Consider the following 17,891-nt stretch of genomic DNA (forward strand, 5'->3'; position numbering starts at 1 on the left):
ATTATGGATCTCGCGTCGCTGCGTACCCAACAGCGTGAACTGGCCTCTTCAGTGATCCTTGAGGATCGCCTAGATAACGATCCGCCGGATCTGATCGGCGGGGCGGATGTGGGGTTTGAGCAGGGCGGTGAAGTGACGCGAGCCGCGATGGTATTACTGAAGTATCCTACGCTTGAGCTGGTTGAATATCAGGTGGCGCGCATCGCCACCACGATGCCCTATATTCCCGGCTTTCTCTCATTTCGTGAAACCCCCGCGCTGATGGCGGCATGGCGGCAGCTCTCGCAAAAACCGGATTTGCTGTTCGTCGATGGTCACGGTATTTCTCATCCGCGTCGTCTGGGCGTGGCCAGCCATTTTGGCCTGCTGGTGGATGTACCCACTATCGGCGTTGCGAAAAAACGGCTGTGCGGTCAATTTGAGCCCCTGTCTGCGGAGCCTGGCGCATTAGCGCCGTTATTGGATAAAGGCGAGCAACTGGCGTGGGTCTGGCGTAGCAAAGCACGCTGTAATCCGCTATTTATCTCCACCGGCCATCGCGTGGGAATGGATAGCGCACTGGCGTGGGTACAGCGCTGTATGAACGGTTACCGTCTACCGGAACCGACCCGCTGGGCAGATGCGGTGGCATCGGAACGCCCGGCTTTTACGCGGCTTGCAGCAAAATCACCCCATATCGGGTAAACTGCCGCTAATTTCCGTATTTGAGAACTCATCATGTTACAAAACCCGATTCACTTGCGTCTGGAGAAGCTGGAAAGCTGGCAACACGTCACTTTTATGGCTTGTTTGTGTGAACGCATGTACCCGAACTACGCCATGTTCTGCAAGCAAACTGAATTTGGCGATGGGCAGATTTACCGCCGAATTCTGGATCTAGTCTGGGAAACATTGACGGTCAAAGATGCAAAGATCAATTTCGATAGCCAACTGGAAAAGTTTGAAGAGGCCATTCCTGCGGCAGACGATTACGATCTGTACGGCGTATATCCTGCGATTGATGCCTGCGTTGCATTAAGCGAATTGATGCATTCGCGCCTTAGCGGTGAAACACTGGAACATGCCATTGAAGTCAGTAAGGCTTCCATCACGACGGTCGCGATGCTGGAAATGACTCAGGCTGGTCGGGAAATGACCGATGAGGAGCTGAAAGAGAACCCTGCCGTTGAGCAAGAATGGGATATTCAGTGGGAAATATTCCGACTTTTGGCTGACTGCGAAGAACGCGATATTGAGCTGATAAAAGGGCTGCGCGCAGACCTGCGCGAGGCTGGCGAGAGCAATATTGGTATAAATTTTCAGCAATGACACCACAAAACGTGATTTAACGCCTGATTTGTCGTGCCTGAAGGCTTCCCATTCGCCCCCCGTCTGGTCTACATTTGGGGGGCGAAAAAAAGTGGCTATCGGTGCGTGTATGCAGGAGAGTGCTTTTTTGGCATTTCCGTCGCACTCGATGCTTAGCAAGCGATAAACACATTGTAAGGATAACTTATGAACAAGACTCAACTGATTGATGTAATTGCAGACAAAGCAGAACTGTCTAAAACCCAGGCTAAAGCTGCTCTGGAATCCACTCTGGCTGCAATTACTGAGTCTCTGAAAGAAGGTGATGCTGTACAACTGGTTGGTTTCGGTACCTTCAAAGTGAACCACCGCGCTGAGCGTACTGGCCGCAACCCGCAGACCGGTAAAGAAATCAAAATCGCCGCAGCCAACGTACCGGCATTTGTTTCTGGTAAAGCACTGAAAGACGCGGTTAAGTAATTCGCGTGGCAGTGAACAGTTTTAACGAAGGGGCGGTTTCGCCCCTTTTGTCCATCTGGCGTCATACGCTTTGGCTTTCAGGTGTTCTGTTGCTGTCAGCCTGCAGTCGTCATTCCGAACTTCCTCCGTTTACGGCCAGCGGTTATGTTGGCGATCAGGGGGCGGTGCGCGTCTGGCGTAAAGATTCTGGTGACGATGTTCACCTGCTCTCCGTATTCAGTCCGTGGCGTCATGGCACGACCACTACCAGTGAGTACCGCTGGCAGGGTGATTCACTTTCTCTGATAGAACTCAATGTTTACAGCCAGCCGCCGGAGCATATTCGCATACGCTTCGATGACCGGGGCGAACTGAGTTTTATGCAGCGCGACGTTGACGGGCAAAAGCAGCAGCTTTCCAGCGATCAAATTGCGCTTTACCGTTATCGTGCCGACCAAATCCGCCAGACCAGCGATGCGCTGCGTCAGGGGCGTGTTGTGTTGCGTCAGGGACGCTGGCATGGGAATAACACGATCACAACCTGCGAAGGCGAGACACTGAAGCCTGACCTGGAATCGTGGGCGATAAACCATATTGAGCGCCGCCAGAGCCATTCGTCAGTTGAGGTGAGCGTGGCATGGCTGGAAGCGCCCGAAGGATCTCAGCTATTGTTGGTCGCCAATGAGGATTTCTGTCACTGGCAGCCTACCGCGAAGACGTTCTGAAGCGCGGGCCTGTAAGTTGCCATCCGGCAAAAATGCTTACCAGTGGCCCATTCCCATATGACCTCCACCGCGATGGTTACCGCCACCACCGCAACCGCCATAGCCCATTCCTGCTCCACGTGGTACGCCCGCTTGCGCCATCGCGACATCGCGCTTAACACGCTGCTCGTCCAGTGACTGATTCAGCGATGCCATCTCTTTTGCGACTGCGTTAATTTTTGCACTGTCCGGCGAACTGGCCGTTAATAACGCGTTGTATTCATACCGTTTGGAGGTCAGCTGTTGGCGTAACGCGCTGGTCTGTGAATAGTAATCATCATAGATTTTCTGGGCCGCTGCCTGCTGCTCGGTGGTCATTGGCGTCCCGTTACGTTGTTGCATACCATCACCATATCCCCAGTGATGTTGTGCCAGCGCCGGGGTAGAGCCCAGGGCCATTAGCGAGAGTACAACCAGCGCCAGTTTATTATTCCGTTTCATCGTTCGTTCTCCTGTTGGTTAGCTTACTTTCTCTTTTGCATCTTCCGTGCCAAACAGGAAATCCGCATTCTACGGGCTTTGGATGAGCACAATCGTGGAGAAACCGGGTAAAAATGACTCGCCCAAAAAGGAGCGGTGGGTCATTTTTACTCGTTACCTTTAGCGGTTTGTGCCGGAGGGCAGGGTTCTCTGGGGTGAAAAATGGCATGATTCCTGCTGTGTCACTGAAACGATGAAAGGAAACCGTGGGTAAAGGGAAAGCGTATGCATCTGTATAAGGATACGGCGGCAAAGTGGCTCAGCAGACTATTGTTAGCGGCTGTCCTGATTTTGGTTGGCTGGTTTTCTATCATGACCCTTCGGGATTATGGTCGGGAAAGTGACGCCGCCCGGCAAACGTTGCTGGAAAAAGGCAGTGTGCTGATCCGTGCTCTGGAGTCCGGTACGCGGGTAGGCATGGGAATGCGGATGCATCATGCCCAGCAGCAAACACTGTTGGAGGAGATGGCTGTACAGCCGGGTGTTCTTTGGTTTGCCGTTGTGGACGCGCATGGCGTCATTATCACCCACAGCAATGCCGGGATGGTCGGCAAAACGCTCTATTCACCGGATGTGTTGCGACAGTTGCATCCTGGAGAGCAGGAGCGTTGGCGGCGTATGGATACCCCGACAAACGATGGCGAAAAAACGCCGACGCTGGAAATTTATCGCCAGTTTCAGCCAATGTTTGGTCCGGGAAGGCATGGGATGGCGCGTTGTAATAATAACGACGAGCACATGAACACGCCTGCGCAAACCATTTTTATTGCCTTTGATGCCAGCGATCTTGCAGCGACCCAGGCAAGAGAGTGGCGCAATACTCTGATTGTTCTTTTAGCGCTGGCGGCTGTGCTGCTGGCAACCGTGCTCACCTTCTTCTGGTATCAGCGCTATCAGCGTTCATACAGGGAGTTGCAGGAGGCCATGAAGCGCAAAGAAAAGCTGATGGCTCTTGGGCAACTGGCGGCAGGGGTGGCGCATGAAATCCGCAATCCGCTTTCTTCCATTAAAGGGTTAGCAAAGTATTTTGCCGAGCGCACACCGGCGGGCGGAGAAGCCCATGAGCTGGCTCAGGTGATGGCTAAAGAGGCCGATCGCTTAAATCGGGTCGTGAGTGAACTGTTGGAGCTGGTGAAGCCTGCGCATCTGACGTTACAAAAGGTGGATCTCAATGAGGTCATCACCCACTCGCTGCATCTGGTCAGTCAGGATGCTCAGAACCGGGAAATCCAGCTGCGGTTTACGGCAAATACGGCATTACCGGGGATTCAGGCCGATCCAGACCGCCTCACGCAGGTTCTGTTGAATCTCTATCTGAATGCTATCCATGCGATTGGTCGTCAGGGCACGATCACGGTTGAAGCGAGTGAAAGCAGTGCCGATCGGGTTAAAATTGTGGTGACAGATAGCGGAAAGGGGATTGCGCCTGAACAGCTGGAGGCGATTTTTACGCCTTATTTTACGACGAAAGCGGATGGTACGGGTCTGGGGCTGGCGGTAGTGCAAAACATTATCGAGCAGCACGGCGGAACCATTCAGGTGACAAGTGTTGAGGGTAAAGGCACTGTCTTTACGCTTTGGCTATCGGCCAAAGTGAAACAACGGGATTGGCAAGGATGACGCGCAGAAAGATCGATATTTTGGTTGTTGATGATGACATCAGCCACTGCACTATTTTACAGGCGCTGCTTCGTGGTTGGGGTTATGACGTCTCGCTGGCCTATAACGGTCGGGCGGCACTGGAGCGGGTGCGTGAGCATGTCTTTGATCTGGTGCTGTGTGACGTGCGTATGGCCGAGATGGACGGCATCGAAACGCTGAAAGAGATCAAAGCTCTGAATCCGGCGATCCCCATTTTGATTATGACGGCATTTTCCAGTGTTGAGACGGCGGTGGAGGTGCTTAAAGCCGGGGCGCAGGACTATTTAATTAAGCCGCTGGACTTTGATCAACTGCAAGAGACACTGGAAACGTCGCTGGCGCACACAAGGGACTGCACCGTTGATTCACCTTCTGCACCGGCGGTGCAATTTGGCATGATTGGCAAAAGCCCGGCGATGCAACAGTTGCTCAGTGAGATTGCGATGGTGGCGCCTTCGGATGCAACGGTGCTGATTCATGGTGACTCCGGTACCGGAAAAGAGCTGGTGGCGCGTGCGCTCCATGCCAGCAGCCCGCGTCGCGATAAACCACTGGTAACGCTGAATTGTGCAGCGCTCAACGAATCGTTACTGGAGTCAGAGTTGTTTGGCCATGAAAAAGGGGCGTTTACCGGGGCCGACAAACGCCGGGAAGGGCGCTTTGTTGAGGCTGATGGCGGTACGTTATTTCTCGATGAAATTGGTGATATTTCACCGTTGATGCAGGTGCGCCTGCTGCGGGCGATCCAGGAGCGGGAAGTTCAGCGAGTGGGCAGTAATCAGACCCTTGCCGTCGATGTTCGGTTGATAGCCGCAACGCATCGCGATTTGGCAGAGGAAGTTAGCGCCGGGCGTTTTCGCCAGGATCTCTACTACCGCCTGAATGTGGTGACCATTGAAATGCCCGCGCTTTGCCAGCGTCGGGAAGATATTCCGCTACTGGCCGACCACTTTCTACAGTGTTTTGCAAAGCGTAATCGCAAAATGGTGAAAGGCTTTACCCCGCAGGCAATGGATCTGCTCATCCACTACGATTGGCCAGGGAATATCCGCGAATTGGAAAACGCCATTGAGCGAGCCGTGGTTTTGCTGACGGGGGAGTACATTTCTGAACGGGAGTTGCCGATGGCGATTGCCGCGACGCCAGTAAAAGCCGAAAACGGTCTGGCGATCCAACCGCTGGTGGATGTCGAAAAAGAGGTGATTCTTGCGGCGCTGGAGAAAACGGGCGGCAACAAAACCGAAGCCGCCCGTCAATTAGGGATCACGCGTAAAACGCTGTTGGCGAAAATTTCGCGTTAGCGTTGCTCGCGCTCAATGGCGCGCCAGCCGATGTCGTTACGGCTGAAGCTGCCATCCCAGTGGATATCGGTCATTAAGGCGTAAGCGCGTTTCTGCGCTTCGGCCACGGTATCCCCCAGAGCGGTGGCGCACAGGACGCGGCCGCCGTTAGTGAGTACACGATCGTCATCGGCAAGCTTTGTTCCGGCATGGAATACCTTACCGTCAGCGACCTTTTCCAGCGGTAGGCCGTGAATCACATCGCCGGTACGGTAATCACCCGGATAGCCCCCTGCGGCGATAACCACGCCCAGTGAAGCACGTTCGTCCCACTCGGACGTTTGCTCATCCAGCTTACCTTCGCAGGCTGCGAGGCACAGCTCCACCAGATCCGATTTCATGCGCAGCATAATTGGCTGCGTTTCCGGGTCACCAAAACGGCAGTTGAACTCAATAACTTTCGGGTTACCTTGCTTGTCGATCATCAGACCTGCGTACAGGAAGCCGGTGTAAGTGTTACCTTCTGCCGCCATACCTTTTACGGTTGGCCAGATGATCCGTTCCATGGTGCGCTGGTGAACGTCGTCCGTCACCACCGGCGCAGGAGAGTAAGCGCCCATACCGCCGGTGTTCGGTCCCGTATCGCCATTGCCGACACGTTTGTGATCCTGGCTGGTGGCCATCGGCAGTACGTGTTCGCCGTCAACCATTACGATAAAGCTCGCCTCTTCACCATCGAGGAACTCTTCGATAACGATACGATGGCCTGCGTCGCCAAAGGCGTTGCCAGCCAGCATGTCGTGAACGGCGGCTTCGGCTTCTGCCAGCGTCATCGCCACGATAACGCCTTTTCCGGCAGCCAGACCGTCGGCCTTGATCACGATTGGCGCGCCTTTCTCACGCAGATACGCCAGCGCAGGTTCGATTTCGGTGAAGTTCTGGTATTCCGCCGTCGGGATGTTATGACGGGCGAGAAAATCTTTCGTGAAGGCTTTGGAGCCTTCGAGCTGTGCGGCACCTTCGGTTGGGCCAAAGATTGCCAGACCGGCGGCACGGAAAGCATCGACGACACCTATCACCAGCGGTGCTTCCGGTCCGACGATGGTCAGATCAATCTTCTCATTTTGGGCAAAGCTCAGCAGTGCCGGAATATCGGTAACCGCGATCGCCACGTTTTGTAGCGTGGGTTCCAGTGCCGTACCCGCGTTGCCCGGAGCAACAAAAACAGTCTCAACCCGCGGTGACTGTGCGGCTTTCCAGGCCAGCGCGTGTTCGCGCCCGCCGTTGCCAATAATTAATACTTTCATCGTCTGCTCCGTGGATTAATGGCGGAAGTGGCGCATATCGGTAAAGATCATCGCAATACCGTGTTCATCGGCGGCGGCAATCACCTCATCATCACGGATGGAACCGCCTGGCTGGATAACACAGCTCACACCCACAGCAGCAGCGGCATCAATACCATCGCGGAACGGGAAGAAGGCGTCAGAGGCCATGGCAGAACCTTTGACTTCCAGGCCTTCGTCCGCTGCTTTAATCCCGGCAATCTTCGCGGAGTAAACACGGCTCATCTGGCCTGCGCCTATCCCAATGGTCATGTTCTCTTTGGCGTAAACAATGGCGTTGGATTTTACGAACTTCGCGACTTTCCAGCAGAACAGCGCATCACGCAGCTCCTGTTCGGTCGGCTGACGTTTGGAAACCACGCGCAGTTCCCCTTCGGTCACCATACCCAGGTCACGATCCTGAACCAGCAGGCCACCGTTAACGCGTTTGAAATCCAGGCCCGGTACACGCTGTGCCCACTGGCCACAGGTCAGGACGCGAACATTCTGTTTGGCAGCAGTAATTTTCAGTGCGTCTTCAGTGGCGGAGGGGGCGATGATCACTTCAACAAACTGACGGGAGATGATGGCCTGCGCCGTTCCTGCATCCAGCTCGCGGTTGAACGCGATGATGCCGCCGAATGCGGAAGTTGGGTCGGTTTTGTACGCACGGTCATAGGCGTCGAGAATCGAGGTGCTTACTGCCACGCCGCACGGGTTGGCGTGTTTAACGATCACACACGCGGGCTCGTTGAACTCTTTCACGCATTCCAGCGCTGCATCGGTATCGGCGATATTGTTATAGGAGAGCGCTTTGCCCTGTACCTGCTGCGCGGTGGCGACAGAGGCTTCTTTTACATTCTCTTCTATATAGAAGGCAGCCTGCTGGTGGCTGTTCTCGCCGTAGCGCATATCCTGCTTCTTAATGAAGTTCAGGTTAAGCGTACGCGGGAAACGGCCAGCGGCTTCTTTGCTTTCGCCATGATAGGCCGGAACCATGCTGCCGAAGTAGTTGGCAATCATGCTGTCATAAGCGGCAGTATGTTCGAAGGCTTTGATCGCGAGGTCAAAACGGGTGTCGAGGGTCAGAGAACCGTCGTTGGCATCCATCTCTTTAATAATGGCGTCGTAGTCGCTGCTCTTCACCACGATGGCAACGTCTTTGTGATTCTTTGCAGCGGAGCGCACCATGGTCGGGCCGCCGATATCGATATTCTCGACGGCATCTTCCAGCGAGCAGCCTTCACGGGCTACGGTCTGGGCGAACGGGTACAGGTTAACAACCACCATATCGATTGGCGCGATACCGTGCTGTTCCATTATTCCGTCATCCTGGCCGCGACGACCAAGAATGCCGCCGTGTACTTTTGGATGCAGGGTCTTCACACGTCCATCCATCATTTCCGGGAAACCGGTGTAATCGGAAACTTCGGTCACTGGCAGGCCTTTCTCTGCTAACAGGCGAGCGGTACCACCTGTAGACAGCAGCTCCACACCACGTGCGGAAAGTGCCTGAGCGAATTCGATAATACCCGCTTTGTCAGAAACACTGAGCAGAGCGCGGCGGACTGGACGACGTTGTTGCATGGTAAATCCCCTGGATTTGACTATTACAGAGAGCGTTAGCTGAATTCTTGGATAAAAACTCAGCTAACGCCCCTTACGGGGTATCGTTGTTTTGCCGCAGCATTGTAACGAAAACGTTTGCGCAACGCTCGCGAATTTTTATTTTTCAATGTTGACCTTAATTGATGCTGTGGAAGATCGCATCTACAGGGCGAGAATTGCAGAAAGGATCGGGATGTTTGTGGATAACTCTGTGTGTAAATGGGTATAAGGCGGGGTTTTGCTGTGGAATGCAGCAGTCAGTCATTTTTCTGTCATTTAAGGGTTGCGGGCGCCGGAGAACTCCCTATAATGCGCCTCCATCGACACGGCGGATGTGAATCACTTCACACAAACAGCCGGTTCGGTTGAAGAGAAAAATCCTGAAATTCAGGGTTGACTCTGAAAGAGGAAAGCGTAATATACGCCACCTCGCGACAGAGCGCCAAAGCGCGTCGCACCTGCTCTTTAACAATTTATCAGACAATCTGTGTGGGCACTCAATGATACGGATTCTTAACGTCGCAAGACGAAAAATGAATACCAAGTCTCTGAGTGAACACGTAATTCATTACGAAGTTTAATTCACGAGCATCAAACTTAAATTGAAGAGTTTGATCATGGCTCAGATTGAACGCTGGCGGCAGGCCTAACACATGCAAGTCGAACGGTAGCACAGAGGAGCTTGCTCCTTGGGTGACGAGTGGCGGACGGGTGAGTAATGTCTGGGAAACTGCCCGATGGAGGGGGATAACTACTGGAAACGGTAGCTAATACCGCATAACGTCGCAAGACCAAAGAGGGGGACCTTCGGGCCTCTTGCCATCGGATGTGCCCAGATGGGATTAGCTAGTAGGTGGGGTAACGGCTCACCTAGGCGACGATCCCTAGCTGGTCTGAGAGGATGACCAGCCACACTGGAACTGAGACACGGTCCAGACTCCTACGGGAGGCAGCAGTGGGGAATATTGCACAATGGGCGCAAGCCTGATGCAGCCATGCCGCGTGTATGAAGAAGGCCTTCGGGTTGTAAAGTACTTTCAGCGAGGAGGAAGGCATTAAGGTTAATAACCTTAGTGATTGACGTTACTCGCAGAAGAAGCACCGGCTAACTCCGTGCCAGCAGCCGCGGTAATACGGAGGGTGCAAGCGTTAATCGGAATTACTGGGCGTAAAGCGCACGCAGGCGGTCTGTCAAGTCGGATGTGAAATCCCCGGGCTCAACCTGGGAACTGCATTCGAAACTGGCAGGCTAGAGTCTTGTAGAGGGGGGTAGAATTCCAGGTGTAGCGGTGAAATGCGTAGAGATCTGGAGGAATACCGGTGGCGAAGGCGGCCCCCTGGACAGAGACTGACGCTCAGGTGCGAAAGCGTGGGGAGCAAACAGGATTAGATACCCTGGTAGTCCACGCTGTAAACGATGTCTATTTGGAGGTTGTGCCCTTGAGGCGTGGCTTCCGGAGCTAACGCGTTAAATAGACCGCCTGGGGAGTACGGCCGCAAGGTTAAAACTCAAATGAATTGACGGGGGCCCGCACAAGCGGTGGAGCATGTGGTTTAATTCGATGCAACGCGAAGAACCTTACCTACTCTTGACATCCAGAGAACTTAGCAGAGATGCTTTGGTGCCTTCGGGAACTCTGAGACAGGTGCTGCATGGCTGTCGTCAGCTCGTGTTGTGAAATGTTGGGTTAAGTCCCGCAACGAGCGCAACCCTTATCCTTTGTTGCCAGCGATTCGGTCGGGAACTCAAAGGAGACTGCCAGTGATAAACTGGAGGAAGGTGGGGATGACGTCAAGTCATCATGGCCCTTACGAGTAGGGCTACACACGTGCTACAATGGCATATACAAAGAGAAGCGACCTCGCGAGAGCAAGCGGACCTCATAAAGTATGTCGTAGTCCGGATTGGAGTCTGCAACTCGACTCCATGAAGTCGGAATCGCTAGTAATCGTGGATCAGAATGCCACGGTGAATACGTTCCCGGGCCTTGTACACACCGCCCGTCACACCATGGGAGTGGGTTGCAAAAGAAGTAGGTAGCTTAACCTTCGGGAGGGCGCTTACCACTTTGTGATTCATGACTGGGGTGAAGTCGTAACAAGGTAACCGTAGGGGAACCTGCGGTTGGATCACCTCCTTACCTTAAAGAACCGTTCCTTGTAGTGTCCACACAGATTGTCTGATGAATGATGAACTTCTGAATGTACTTCCGAGTGCATTAAGAAGTTTTGCTCTTTAAAAATCTGGATCAAGCTGAAAATTGAAACGACACACTGTGTCTGTTCTCCGTAATAAGAACAGATAAATGGTGTGTTCGAGTCTCTCAAATTTTCGCAGCACGATGATGAATCGAAAGAAACATCTTCGGGTTGTGAGGTTAAGCGACTAAGCGTACACGGTGGATGCCCTGGCAGTCAGAGGCGATGAAGGACGTGCTAATCTGCGATAAGCGTCGGTAAGGTGATATGAACCGTTATAACCGGCGATTTCCGAATGGGGAAACCCAGTGTGATTCGTCACACTATCATTACGTGAATACATAGCGTAATGAAGCGAACCGGGGGAACTGAAACATCTAAGTACCCCGAGGAAAAGAAATCAACCGAGATTCCCCCAGTAGCGGCGAGCGAACGGGGAGCAGCCCAGAGTCTGAATCAGCATGTGTGTTAGTGGAAGCGTCTGGAAAGTCGCACGATACAGGGTGAAAGTCCCGTACACAAAAGTGCATGTGTTGTGAACTCGAAGAGTAGGGCGGGACACGTGGTATCCTGTCTGAATATGGGGGGACCATCCTCCAAGGCTAAATACTCCTGACTGACCGATAGTGAACCAGTACCGTGAGGGAAAGGCGAAAAGAACCCCGGCGAGGGGAGTGAAAAAGAACCTGAAACCGTGTACGTACAAGCAGTGGGAGCCTCTTTATGGGGTGACTGCGTACCTTTTGTATAATGGGTCAGCGACTTATATTCTGTAGCAAGGTTAACCGAATAGGGGAGCCGAAGGGAAACCGAGTCTTAACTGGGCGTTAAGTTGCAGGGTATAGACCCGAAACCCGGTGATCTAGCCATGGGCAGGTTGAAGGTTGGGTAACACTAACTGGAGGACCGAACCGACTAATGTTGAAAAATTAGCGGATGACTTGTGGCTGGGGGTGAAAGGCCAATCAAACCGGGAGATAGCTGGTTCTCCCCGAAAGCTATTTAGGTAGCGCCTCGTGAACTCATCTTCGGGGGTAGAGCACTGTTTCGGCTAGGGGGTCATCCCGACTTACCAACCCGATGCAAACTGCGAATACCGAAGAATGTTATCACGGGAGACACACGGCGGGTGCTAACGTCCGTCGTGAAGAGGGAAACAACCCAGACCGCCAGCTAAGGTCCCAAAGTCATGGTTAAGTGGGAAACGATGTGGGAAGGCACAGACAGCCAGGATGTTGGCTTAGAAGCAGCCATCATTTAAAGAAAGCGTAATAGCTCACTGGTCGAGTCGGCCTGCGCGGAAGATGTAACGGGGCTAAACCATGCACCGAAGCTGCGGCAGCGACACTATGTGTTGTTGGGTAGGGGAGCGTTCTGTAAGCCGTTGAAGGTGGCCTGTGAGGGTTGCTGGAGGTATCAGAAGTGCGAATGCTGACATAAGTAACGATAATGCGGGTGAAAAACCCGCACGCCGGAAGACCAAGGGTTCCTGTCCAACGTTAATCGGGGCAGGGTGAGTCGACCCCTAAGGCGAGGCCGAAAGGCGTAGTCGATGGGAAACAGGTTAATATTCCTGTACTTGGTGTTACTGCGAAGGGGGGACGGAGAAGGCTATGTCGGCCGGGCGACGGTTGTCCCGGTTTAAGCGTGTAGGTGTGTGTTCCAGGTAAATCCGGTTCACTCTAACACTGAGGCGTGATGACGAGGCACTACGGTGCTGAAGTGACAAATGCCCTGCTTCCAGGAAAAGCCTCTAAGCATCAGGTAACACGAAATCGTACCCCAAACCGACACAGGTGGTCAGGTAGAGAATACCAAGGCGCTTGAGAGAACTCGGGTGAAGGAACTAGGCAAAATGGTGCCGTAACTTCGGGAGAAGGCACGCTGATAGGTAGGTGAAGCGACTTGCTCGTGGAGCTGAAATCAGTCGAAGATACCAGCTGGCTGCAACTGTTTATTAAAAACACAGCACTGTGCAAACACGAAAGTGGACGTATACGGTGTGACGCCTGCCCGGTGCCGGAAGGTTAATTGATGGGGTTATCCGTAAGGAGAAGCTCTTGATCGAAGCCCCGGTAAACGGCGGCCGTAACTATAACGGTCCTAAGGTAGCGAAATTCCTTGTCGGGTAAGTTCCGACCTGCACGAATGGCGTAATGATGGCCAGGCTGTCTCCACCCGAGACTCAGTGAAATTGAACTCGCTGTGAAGATGCAGTGTACCCGCGGCAAGACGGAAAGACCCCGTGAACCTTTACTATAGCTTGACACTGAACACTGGTCCTTGATGTGTAGGATAGGTGGGAGGCTTTGAAGTGTGGACGCCAGTCTGCATGGAGCCGACCTTGAAATACCACCCTTTAATGGCTGGTGCTCTTACGAAGATCCGTGATCCGGGTTGCGGACAGTGTCTGGTGGGTAGTTTGACTGGGGCGGTCTCCTCCTAAAGAGTAACGGAGGAGCACGAAGGTTAGCTAATCCTGGTCGGACATCAGGAGGTTAGTGCAAAGGCATAAGCTAGCTTGACTGCGAGAGTGACGGCTCGAGCAGGTGCGAAAGCAGGTCTTAGTGATCCGGTGGTTCTGAATGGAAGGGCCATCGCTCAACGGATAAAAGGTACTCCGGGGATAACAGGCTGATACCGCCCAAGAGTTCATATCGACGGCGGTGTTTGGCACCTCGATGTCGGCTCATCACATCCTGGGGCTGAAGTAGGTCCCAAGGGTATGGCTGTTCGCCATTTAAAGTGGTACGCGAGCTGGGTTTAGAACGTCGTGAGACAGTTCGGTCCCTATCTGCCGTGGGCGCTGGAGAATTGAGGGGGGCTGCTCCTAGTACGAGAGGACCGGAGTGGACGCATCACTGGTGTTCGGGTTGTCATGCCAATGGCACTGCCCGGTAGCTAAATGCGGAAGAGATAAGTGCTGAAAGCATCTAAGCACGAAACTTGCCCCGAGATGAGTTCTCCCTGAGACTTTAAGTCTCCTGAAGGAACGTTGAAGACGACGACGTTGATAGGTCGGGTGTGTAAGTGTAGCGATACATTGAGCTAACCGATACTAATGAACCGTGAGGCTTAACCTTACAACGCCGAAGATGTTTTGGCGAAAGAGAAGACGATTTTCAGCCTGATACAGATAAAATTAACCGGCGGTAAGCGGGTTAATAAACAGAATTTGCCTGGCGGCTGTAGCGCGGTGGTCCCACCTGACCCCATGCCGAACTCAGAAGTGAAACGCCGTAGCGCCGATGGTAGTGTGGGGTCTCCCCATGCGAGAGTAGGGAACTGCCAGGCATCAAATCAAGCAAGAGGCCATCCGTAAGGATGGCCTTTTTGCGTTTGTGCGCATCTGAAAACCCCGGTTCGTGACTGCAGGTCCGGCAGCATGGCGCTACCGGACGGGGTTAACTGAATACTATTCGATTCCATACGCCAGTTTTAGTAACGGATACGGCTTCCCAAGATCGTCCACTTCGCTGCGTCCCGTCACCTGAAATCCCATCCTCTTATAAAACCCTACCGCTTGATCATTTTGCTCATTCACATTGGTCTTCAATTCTGGCGCCAGGGATAGCGCATGATTGACAAGCATTCGTCCAATCCCTGCACCACGCGCATCAGGATCGATAAACAGAGCATCCATATGCTGTTCGCTGAGCAACATAAAACCGACAGGCTTATCCTGTTGATTAACAGCCACCCATAGCGGTGCTTCCGGTAAAAAGGAACGTACCAGCTCTTCAAGCTCAACCCGATACGCTGCTGATAAAAAATGGTGCGTGGCATCGACAGAACGACACCAAATTGCAATCAGTTCGTCGCCTTCGTCCTGCCGTGAACGGCGAATATTAATAACCATAGTGACTCCTTTTATTCTTGCTTATAGTCTACTGTAATTACCTTTGTGAAACTTTCTCACCTTTCACATGCAGACTCGACATTTAACGCATTCCTGGTTATTGTCAGCTATCTGGATGTCTAAACGTTTATACGTATGTTGTGAGGTAACAAGGTTATGCCGATTCGGGTGCAGGACGAGCTACCAGCCGTCAATTTCTTGCGTGATGAAAATGTCTTTGTGATGACCGCATCACGCGCAACAGGCCAGGAAATTCGTCCACTGAAGGTCCTGATTCTTAACCTGATGCCGAAGAAAATCGAAACGGAAAACCAGTTTCTGCGTCTTCTGTCTAACTCGCCGTTGCAGGTGGATATTCAACTGTTGCGCATTGACGCACGTGAATCGCGTAATACACCTGCCGAGCATCTGAACAACTTCTACTGTAATTTTGATGAGATCCGCGATCAGAACTTTGATGGTCTGATTGTGACCGGTGCGCCGCTGGGGCTGGTTGAGTTTAATGATGTCGCTTACTGGCCGCAGATCAAACAGGTGCTGGAATGGGCAAAAGATCACGTCACCTCGACACTCTTTGTCTGTTGGGCGGTACAAGCGGCACTGAATATTTTGTATGGTATTCCAAAACAAACCCGCGCGGACAAACTCTCCGGCGTCTATGAACACCATATTCTGCATCCTCATGCTCTGCTGACGCGCGGCTTTGATGATGCGTTTCTTGCGCCGCATTCGCGCTATGCCGATTTCCCTGCGGCCCTGATCAGAGATTATACCGACCTTGAGATCTTTGCGGAGACAGAAGAGGGAGATGCCTACCTGTTTGCCAGCAAAGATAAGCGCATTGCATTTGTGACAGGTCATCCGGAATACGATGCACATACTCTGGCCAGTGAGTATTTTCGTGATGTTGAAGCGGGTTTAACCCCGGATGTTCCCTACAACTATTTTCCAAAAAATGATCCGCAGAACAAACCGCAGGCCACCTGGCGCAGCCATGGCAATTTGCTGTTTACCAACTGGCTCAACTATTACGTCTACCAGATAACACCATACGATCTGCGTCACATGAATCCCACGCTGGATTAATCTTCTGTAGCAAACGATCCTTAAGCGTTTCAGCATGTTGAAACAGGCACCTTCGGGTGCCTTTTTTATTTCCGAAATGCACCTCACAGTGTAAATAATTTTTATCCTTATTGTTATCAATAAGTTAATTCATAATTAAATTAAAAATGGAAATTGTTTTTGATTTTGAGATTTAATTGAGTAGTCTTAGTTGTGCTGAACGAAAACCACACAACGATCCTTCGTTCGCATTGGGGATGAGCTTGGATCAACGACGAGGAGCTACGCAATGAATCAACAGGCAACAACAACCGATGAACTGGTGTTTACCAGGCCGCATGGCGAGCAGGAACAACAGATTCTGACTGCAGAAGCAGTGGAGTTTCTGACTGAACTGGTGACACGATTTACACCAAAAAGGAATAAACTTCTCGCTGCACGCATTAAGCAGCAGCAGGATATTGACGACGGTAAGTTGCCTGGATTTATTTCGGAAACAGCTTCCATTCGTGAAGGTGACTGGAAAATTCGCGGTATTCCTGATGATTTACAGGATCGCCGTGTAGAGATCACCGGGCCGGTTGAGCGCAAAATGGTGATTAACGCCTTGAACGCAAACGTCAAAGTTTTTATGGCTGACTTTGAAGATTCTCTGGCGCCTGAGTGGAGCAAGGTGATTGATGGGCAAATCAACCTGCGCGATGCGGTAAATGGCACCATCAGCTACACCAACGAAGCGGGCAAGATTTACCAACTGAATCCCGATCCGGCCTTATTGATTTGTCGTGTGCGTGGCCTGCACCTGCCAGAGAAGCACGTGACATGGCGCGATGAAGCCATTCCCGGCAGTCTGTTCGACTTTGCCCTCTATTTCTTCCACAACTATAAGGCGTTGTTGGCAAAAGGCAGCGGTCCTTATTTTTACCTGCCGAAAACGCAGGCTTGGCAAGAGGCTGCCTGGTGGAGTGAAGTTTTCAGCTATGCCGAAGACAGATTTAACCTGCCGCGCGGCACGATCAAAGCCACGCTGTTGATTGAAACATTGCCGGCTGTCTTCCAGATGGACGAGATCCTGCACGCACTGCGTGACCATATTGTGGGCCTCAACTGCGGTCGCTGGGACTACATTTTCAGCTATATCAAAACGCTGAAGAACCACCCGGACCGCGTCCTGCCGGACCGTCAGGTGGTGACGATGGATAAACCTTTCCTCAGCGCCTACTCACGTCTGCTGATTAAAACCTGCCACAAGCGCGGTGCCTTTGCGATGGGCGGTATGGCGGCCTTTATCCCCAGCAAAGACGCTGAACGTAACAACCAGGTGCTGAATAAAGTAAAAGCGGATAAAGCGTTGGAAGCGAATAACGGTCATGACGGTACCTGGGTTGCCCATCCGGGGCTTGCGGATACCGCGATGGCGATTTTCAACGATGTGCTGGGTGAAAACAAAAACCAGCTCTTCGTCACCCGCGATACCGATGCGCCGATCACGGCAGAAGAACTGCTGGCGCCATGCGAGGGCGAGCGCACTGAGGAAGGCATGCGTGCCAATATCCGTGTTGCCGTGCAATACATTGAAGCCTGGATCTCTGGCAACGGCTGCGTACCGATTTACGGTCTGATGGAAGATGCGGCTACCGCCGAAATCTCCCGAACCTCCATCTGGCAGTGGATCCATCACCAGAAAACGCTCAGCAACGGTAAACCGGTTACCAAACCGTTGTTCCGCCAGATGCTGGCCGAAGAGATGTTGGTCATTCAGGACGAGCTCGGCGAACACCGCTACAGCAGCGGGCGTTTTGATGATGCCGCGCGCCTGATGGAGCAAATCACGACATCTGACGAACTGATCGATTTCTTAACCTTGCCTGGCTATCGCTTACTGGCTTGATTCACCCACCGTTTACCCTATGGAGCATCTGCA

The 17,891-nt window shown here is 52.6% G+C and carries 12 protein-coding genes and 3 rRNA genes; 11 read left to right on the forward strand and 4 right to left on the reverse strand.

Going from position 1 to position 17,891, the window contains the following annotated elements:
- Nucleotides 1-3: 3 nt before the first annotated feature.
- The 4 genes from nfi (at nt 4) to N7268_RS06650 (ending at nt 2,471) form a co-directional block, all read left to right on the forward strand.
- The gene (nfi, locus tag N7268_RS06635; RefSeq protein WP_260862191.1) at nt 4-684 is read left to right on the forward strand and encodes a deoxyribonuclease V; all 681 of its coding nucleotides are present in this window, start codon (nt 4-6) and stop codon (nt 682-684) included.
- Between the two features lie 33 nt (nt 685-717).
- Complete coding sequence (locus tag N7268_RS06640) at nt 718-1,308, forward strand: YjaG family protein (protein WP_198907446.1); 591 nt, start codon at nt 718-720, stop codon at nt 1,306-1,308.
- 186 nt (nt 1,309-1,494) lie between these two features.
- A complete protein-coding gene (gene hupA, locus N7268_RS06645; RefSeq protein ID WP_001044509.1) occupies nt 1,495-1,767 on the forward strand; it encodes a nucleoid-associated protein HU-alpha in 273 nt (90 codons plus the stop codon).
- Between the two features lie 11 nt (nt 1,768-1,778).
- Complete coding sequence (locus N7268_RS06650) at nt 1,779-2,471, forward strand: DUF1481 domain-containing protein (protein ID WP_260863529.1); 693 nt, start codon at nt 1,779-1,781, stop codon at nt 2,469-2,471.
- Nucleotides 2,472-2,507: 36 nt separating this feature from the next.
- Here the strand turns inward: N7268_RS06650 and zraP are convergent, their stop codons facing one another.
- Complete coding sequence (zraP, locus tag N7268_RS06655) at nt 2,508-2,951, reverse strand: zinc resistance sensor/chaperone ZraP (RefSeq protein ID WP_260862192.1); 444 nt, start codon at nt 2,949-2,951, stop codon at nt 2,508-2,510.
- A gap of 264 nt (nt 2,952-3,215) precedes the next feature.
- Here zraP and zraS point away from each other — a divergent pair, with 264 nt between their 5' ends.
- Nucleotides 3,216-4,610: a two-component system sensor histidine kinase ZraS gene (zraS, locus tag N7268_RS06660; protein ID WP_260862193.1), complete on the forward strand. Its 1,395-nt coding sequence runs from the start codon at nt 3,216-3,218 to the stop codon at nt 4,608-4,610.
- Nucleotides 4,607-5,932: a sigma-54-dependent response regulator transcription factor ZraR gene (gene zraR / locus N7268_RS06665; RefSeq protein ID WP_260862194.1), complete on the forward strand. Its 1,326-nt coding sequence runs from the start codon at nt 4,607-4,609 to the stop codon at nt 5,930-5,932. The genes zraS and zraR overlap by 4 nt, the downstream gene beginning before the upstream one ends.
- Here the strand turns inward: zraR and purD are convergent.
- On the reverse strand, nt 5,929-7,218 hold the full coding sequence (gene purD / locus N7268_RS06670; protein ID WP_260862195.1) for a phosphoribosylamine--glycine ligase: 1,290 nt from the start codon (nt 7,216-7,218) through the stop codon (nt 5,929-5,931). The genes zraR and purD overlap by 4 nt on opposite strands.
- A 15-nt stretch (nt 7,219-7,233) precedes the next feature.
- Entirely contained in the window at nt 7,234-8,823 is a 1,590-nt protein-coding gene (purH, locus tag N7268_RS06675; protein ID WP_260862196.1) for a bifunctional phosphoribosylaminoimidazolecarboxamide formyltransferase/IMP cyclohydrolase, read from the reverse strand.
- A gap of 620 nt (nt 8,824-9,443) precedes the next feature.
- Between purH and N7268_RS06680 the strand changes: the two genes are divergently transcribed.
- The 3 genes from N7268_RS06680 (at nt 9,444) to rrf (ending at nt 14,337) form a co-directional block, all read left to right on the forward strand.
- Nucleotides 9,444-10,985: ribosomal RNA gene (locus N7268_RS06680) — 16S ribosomal RNA — on the forward strand.
- 235 nt (nt 10,986-11,220) lie between these two features.
- Nucleotides 11,221-14,126: ribosomal RNA gene (locus N7268_RS06685) — 23S ribosomal RNA — on the forward strand.
- 95 nt (nt 14,127-14,221) lie between these two features.
- Nucleotides 14,222-14,337, forward strand: a 5S ribosomal RNA gene (gene rrf, locus N7268_RS06690).
- Together the 16S, 23S and 5S rRNA genes form the textbook arrangement of a ribosomal RNA operon.
- 121 nt (nt 14,338-14,458) lie before the next feature.
- Here rrf and N7268_RS06695 read toward each other — a convergent pair.
- Nucleotides 14,459-14,902, reverse strand: coding sequence for an acetyltransferase (locus tag N7268_RS06695; RefSeq protein WP_260862198.1), 444 nt, complete (start codon nt 14,900-14,902; stop codon nt 14,459-14,461).
- Between the two features lie 156 nt (nt 14,903-15,058).
- Here N7268_RS06695 and metA point away from each other — a divergent pair, with 156 nt between their 5' ends.
- Nucleotides 15,059-15,988, forward strand: a complete 930-nt coding sequence (gene metA / locus N7268_RS06700; protein WP_198907148.1) for a homoserine O-succinyltransferase — start codon at nt 15,059-15,061, stop codon at nt 15,986-15,988.
- 268 nt (nt 15,989-16,256) lie between these two features.
- Complete coding sequence (gene aceB / locus N7268_RS06705) at nt 16,257-17,858, forward strand: malate synthase A (RefSeq protein WP_260862199.1); 1,602 nt, start codon at nt 16,257-16,259, stop codon at nt 17,856-17,858.
- Nucleotides 17,859-17,891: the final 33 nt, after the last annotated feature.

Source organism: Citrobacter sp. Marseille-Q6884, assembly GCF_945906775.1.
GTDB lineage: Bacteria > Pseudomonadota > Gammaproteobacteria > Enterobacterales > Enterobacteriaceae > Citrobacter.

Coding starts and splice junctions, on each gene's coding strand:
- purH (WP_260862196.1), bottom strand. CDS start 8,823: ATGCAACAACGTCGTCCAGTCCGCCGCGCTCTGCTCAGTGTTTCTGAC.
- hupA (WP_001044509.1), top strand. CDS start 1,495: ATGAACAAGACTCAACTGATTGATGTAATTGCAGACAAAGCAGAACTG.
- aceB (WP_260862199.1), top strand. CDS start 16,257: ATGAATCAACAGGCAACAACAACCGATGAACTGGTGTTTACCAGGCCG.
- N7268_RS06695 (WP_260862198.1), bottom strand. CDS start 14,902: ATGGTTATTAATATTCGCCGTTCACGGCAGGACGAAGGCGACGAACTG.
- zraS (WP_260862193.1), top strand. CDS start 3,216: ATGCATCTGTATAAGGATACGGCGGCAAAGTGGCTCAGCAGACTATTG.
- zraP (WP_260862192.1), bottom strand. CDS start 2,951: ATGAAACGGAATAATAAACTGGCGCTGGTTGTACTCTCGCTAATGGCC.
- N7268_RS06640 (WP_198907446.1), top strand. CDS start 718: ATGTTACAAAACCCGATTCACTTGCGTCTGGAGAAGCTGGAAAGCTGG.
- purD (WP_260862195.1), bottom strand. CDS start 7,218: ATGAAAGTATTAATTATTGGCAACGGCGGGCGCGAACACGCGCTGGCC.
- metA (WP_198907148.1), top strand. CDS start 15,059: ATGCCGATTCGGGTGCAGGACGAGCTACCAGCCGTCAATTTCTTGCGT.
- zraR (WP_260862194.1), top strand. CDS start 4,607: ATGACGCGCAGAAAGATCGATATTTTGGTTGTTGATGATGACATCAGC.
- nfi (WP_260862191.1), top strand. CDS start 4: ATGGATCTCGCGTCGCTGCGTACCCAACAGCGTGAACTGGCCTCTTCA.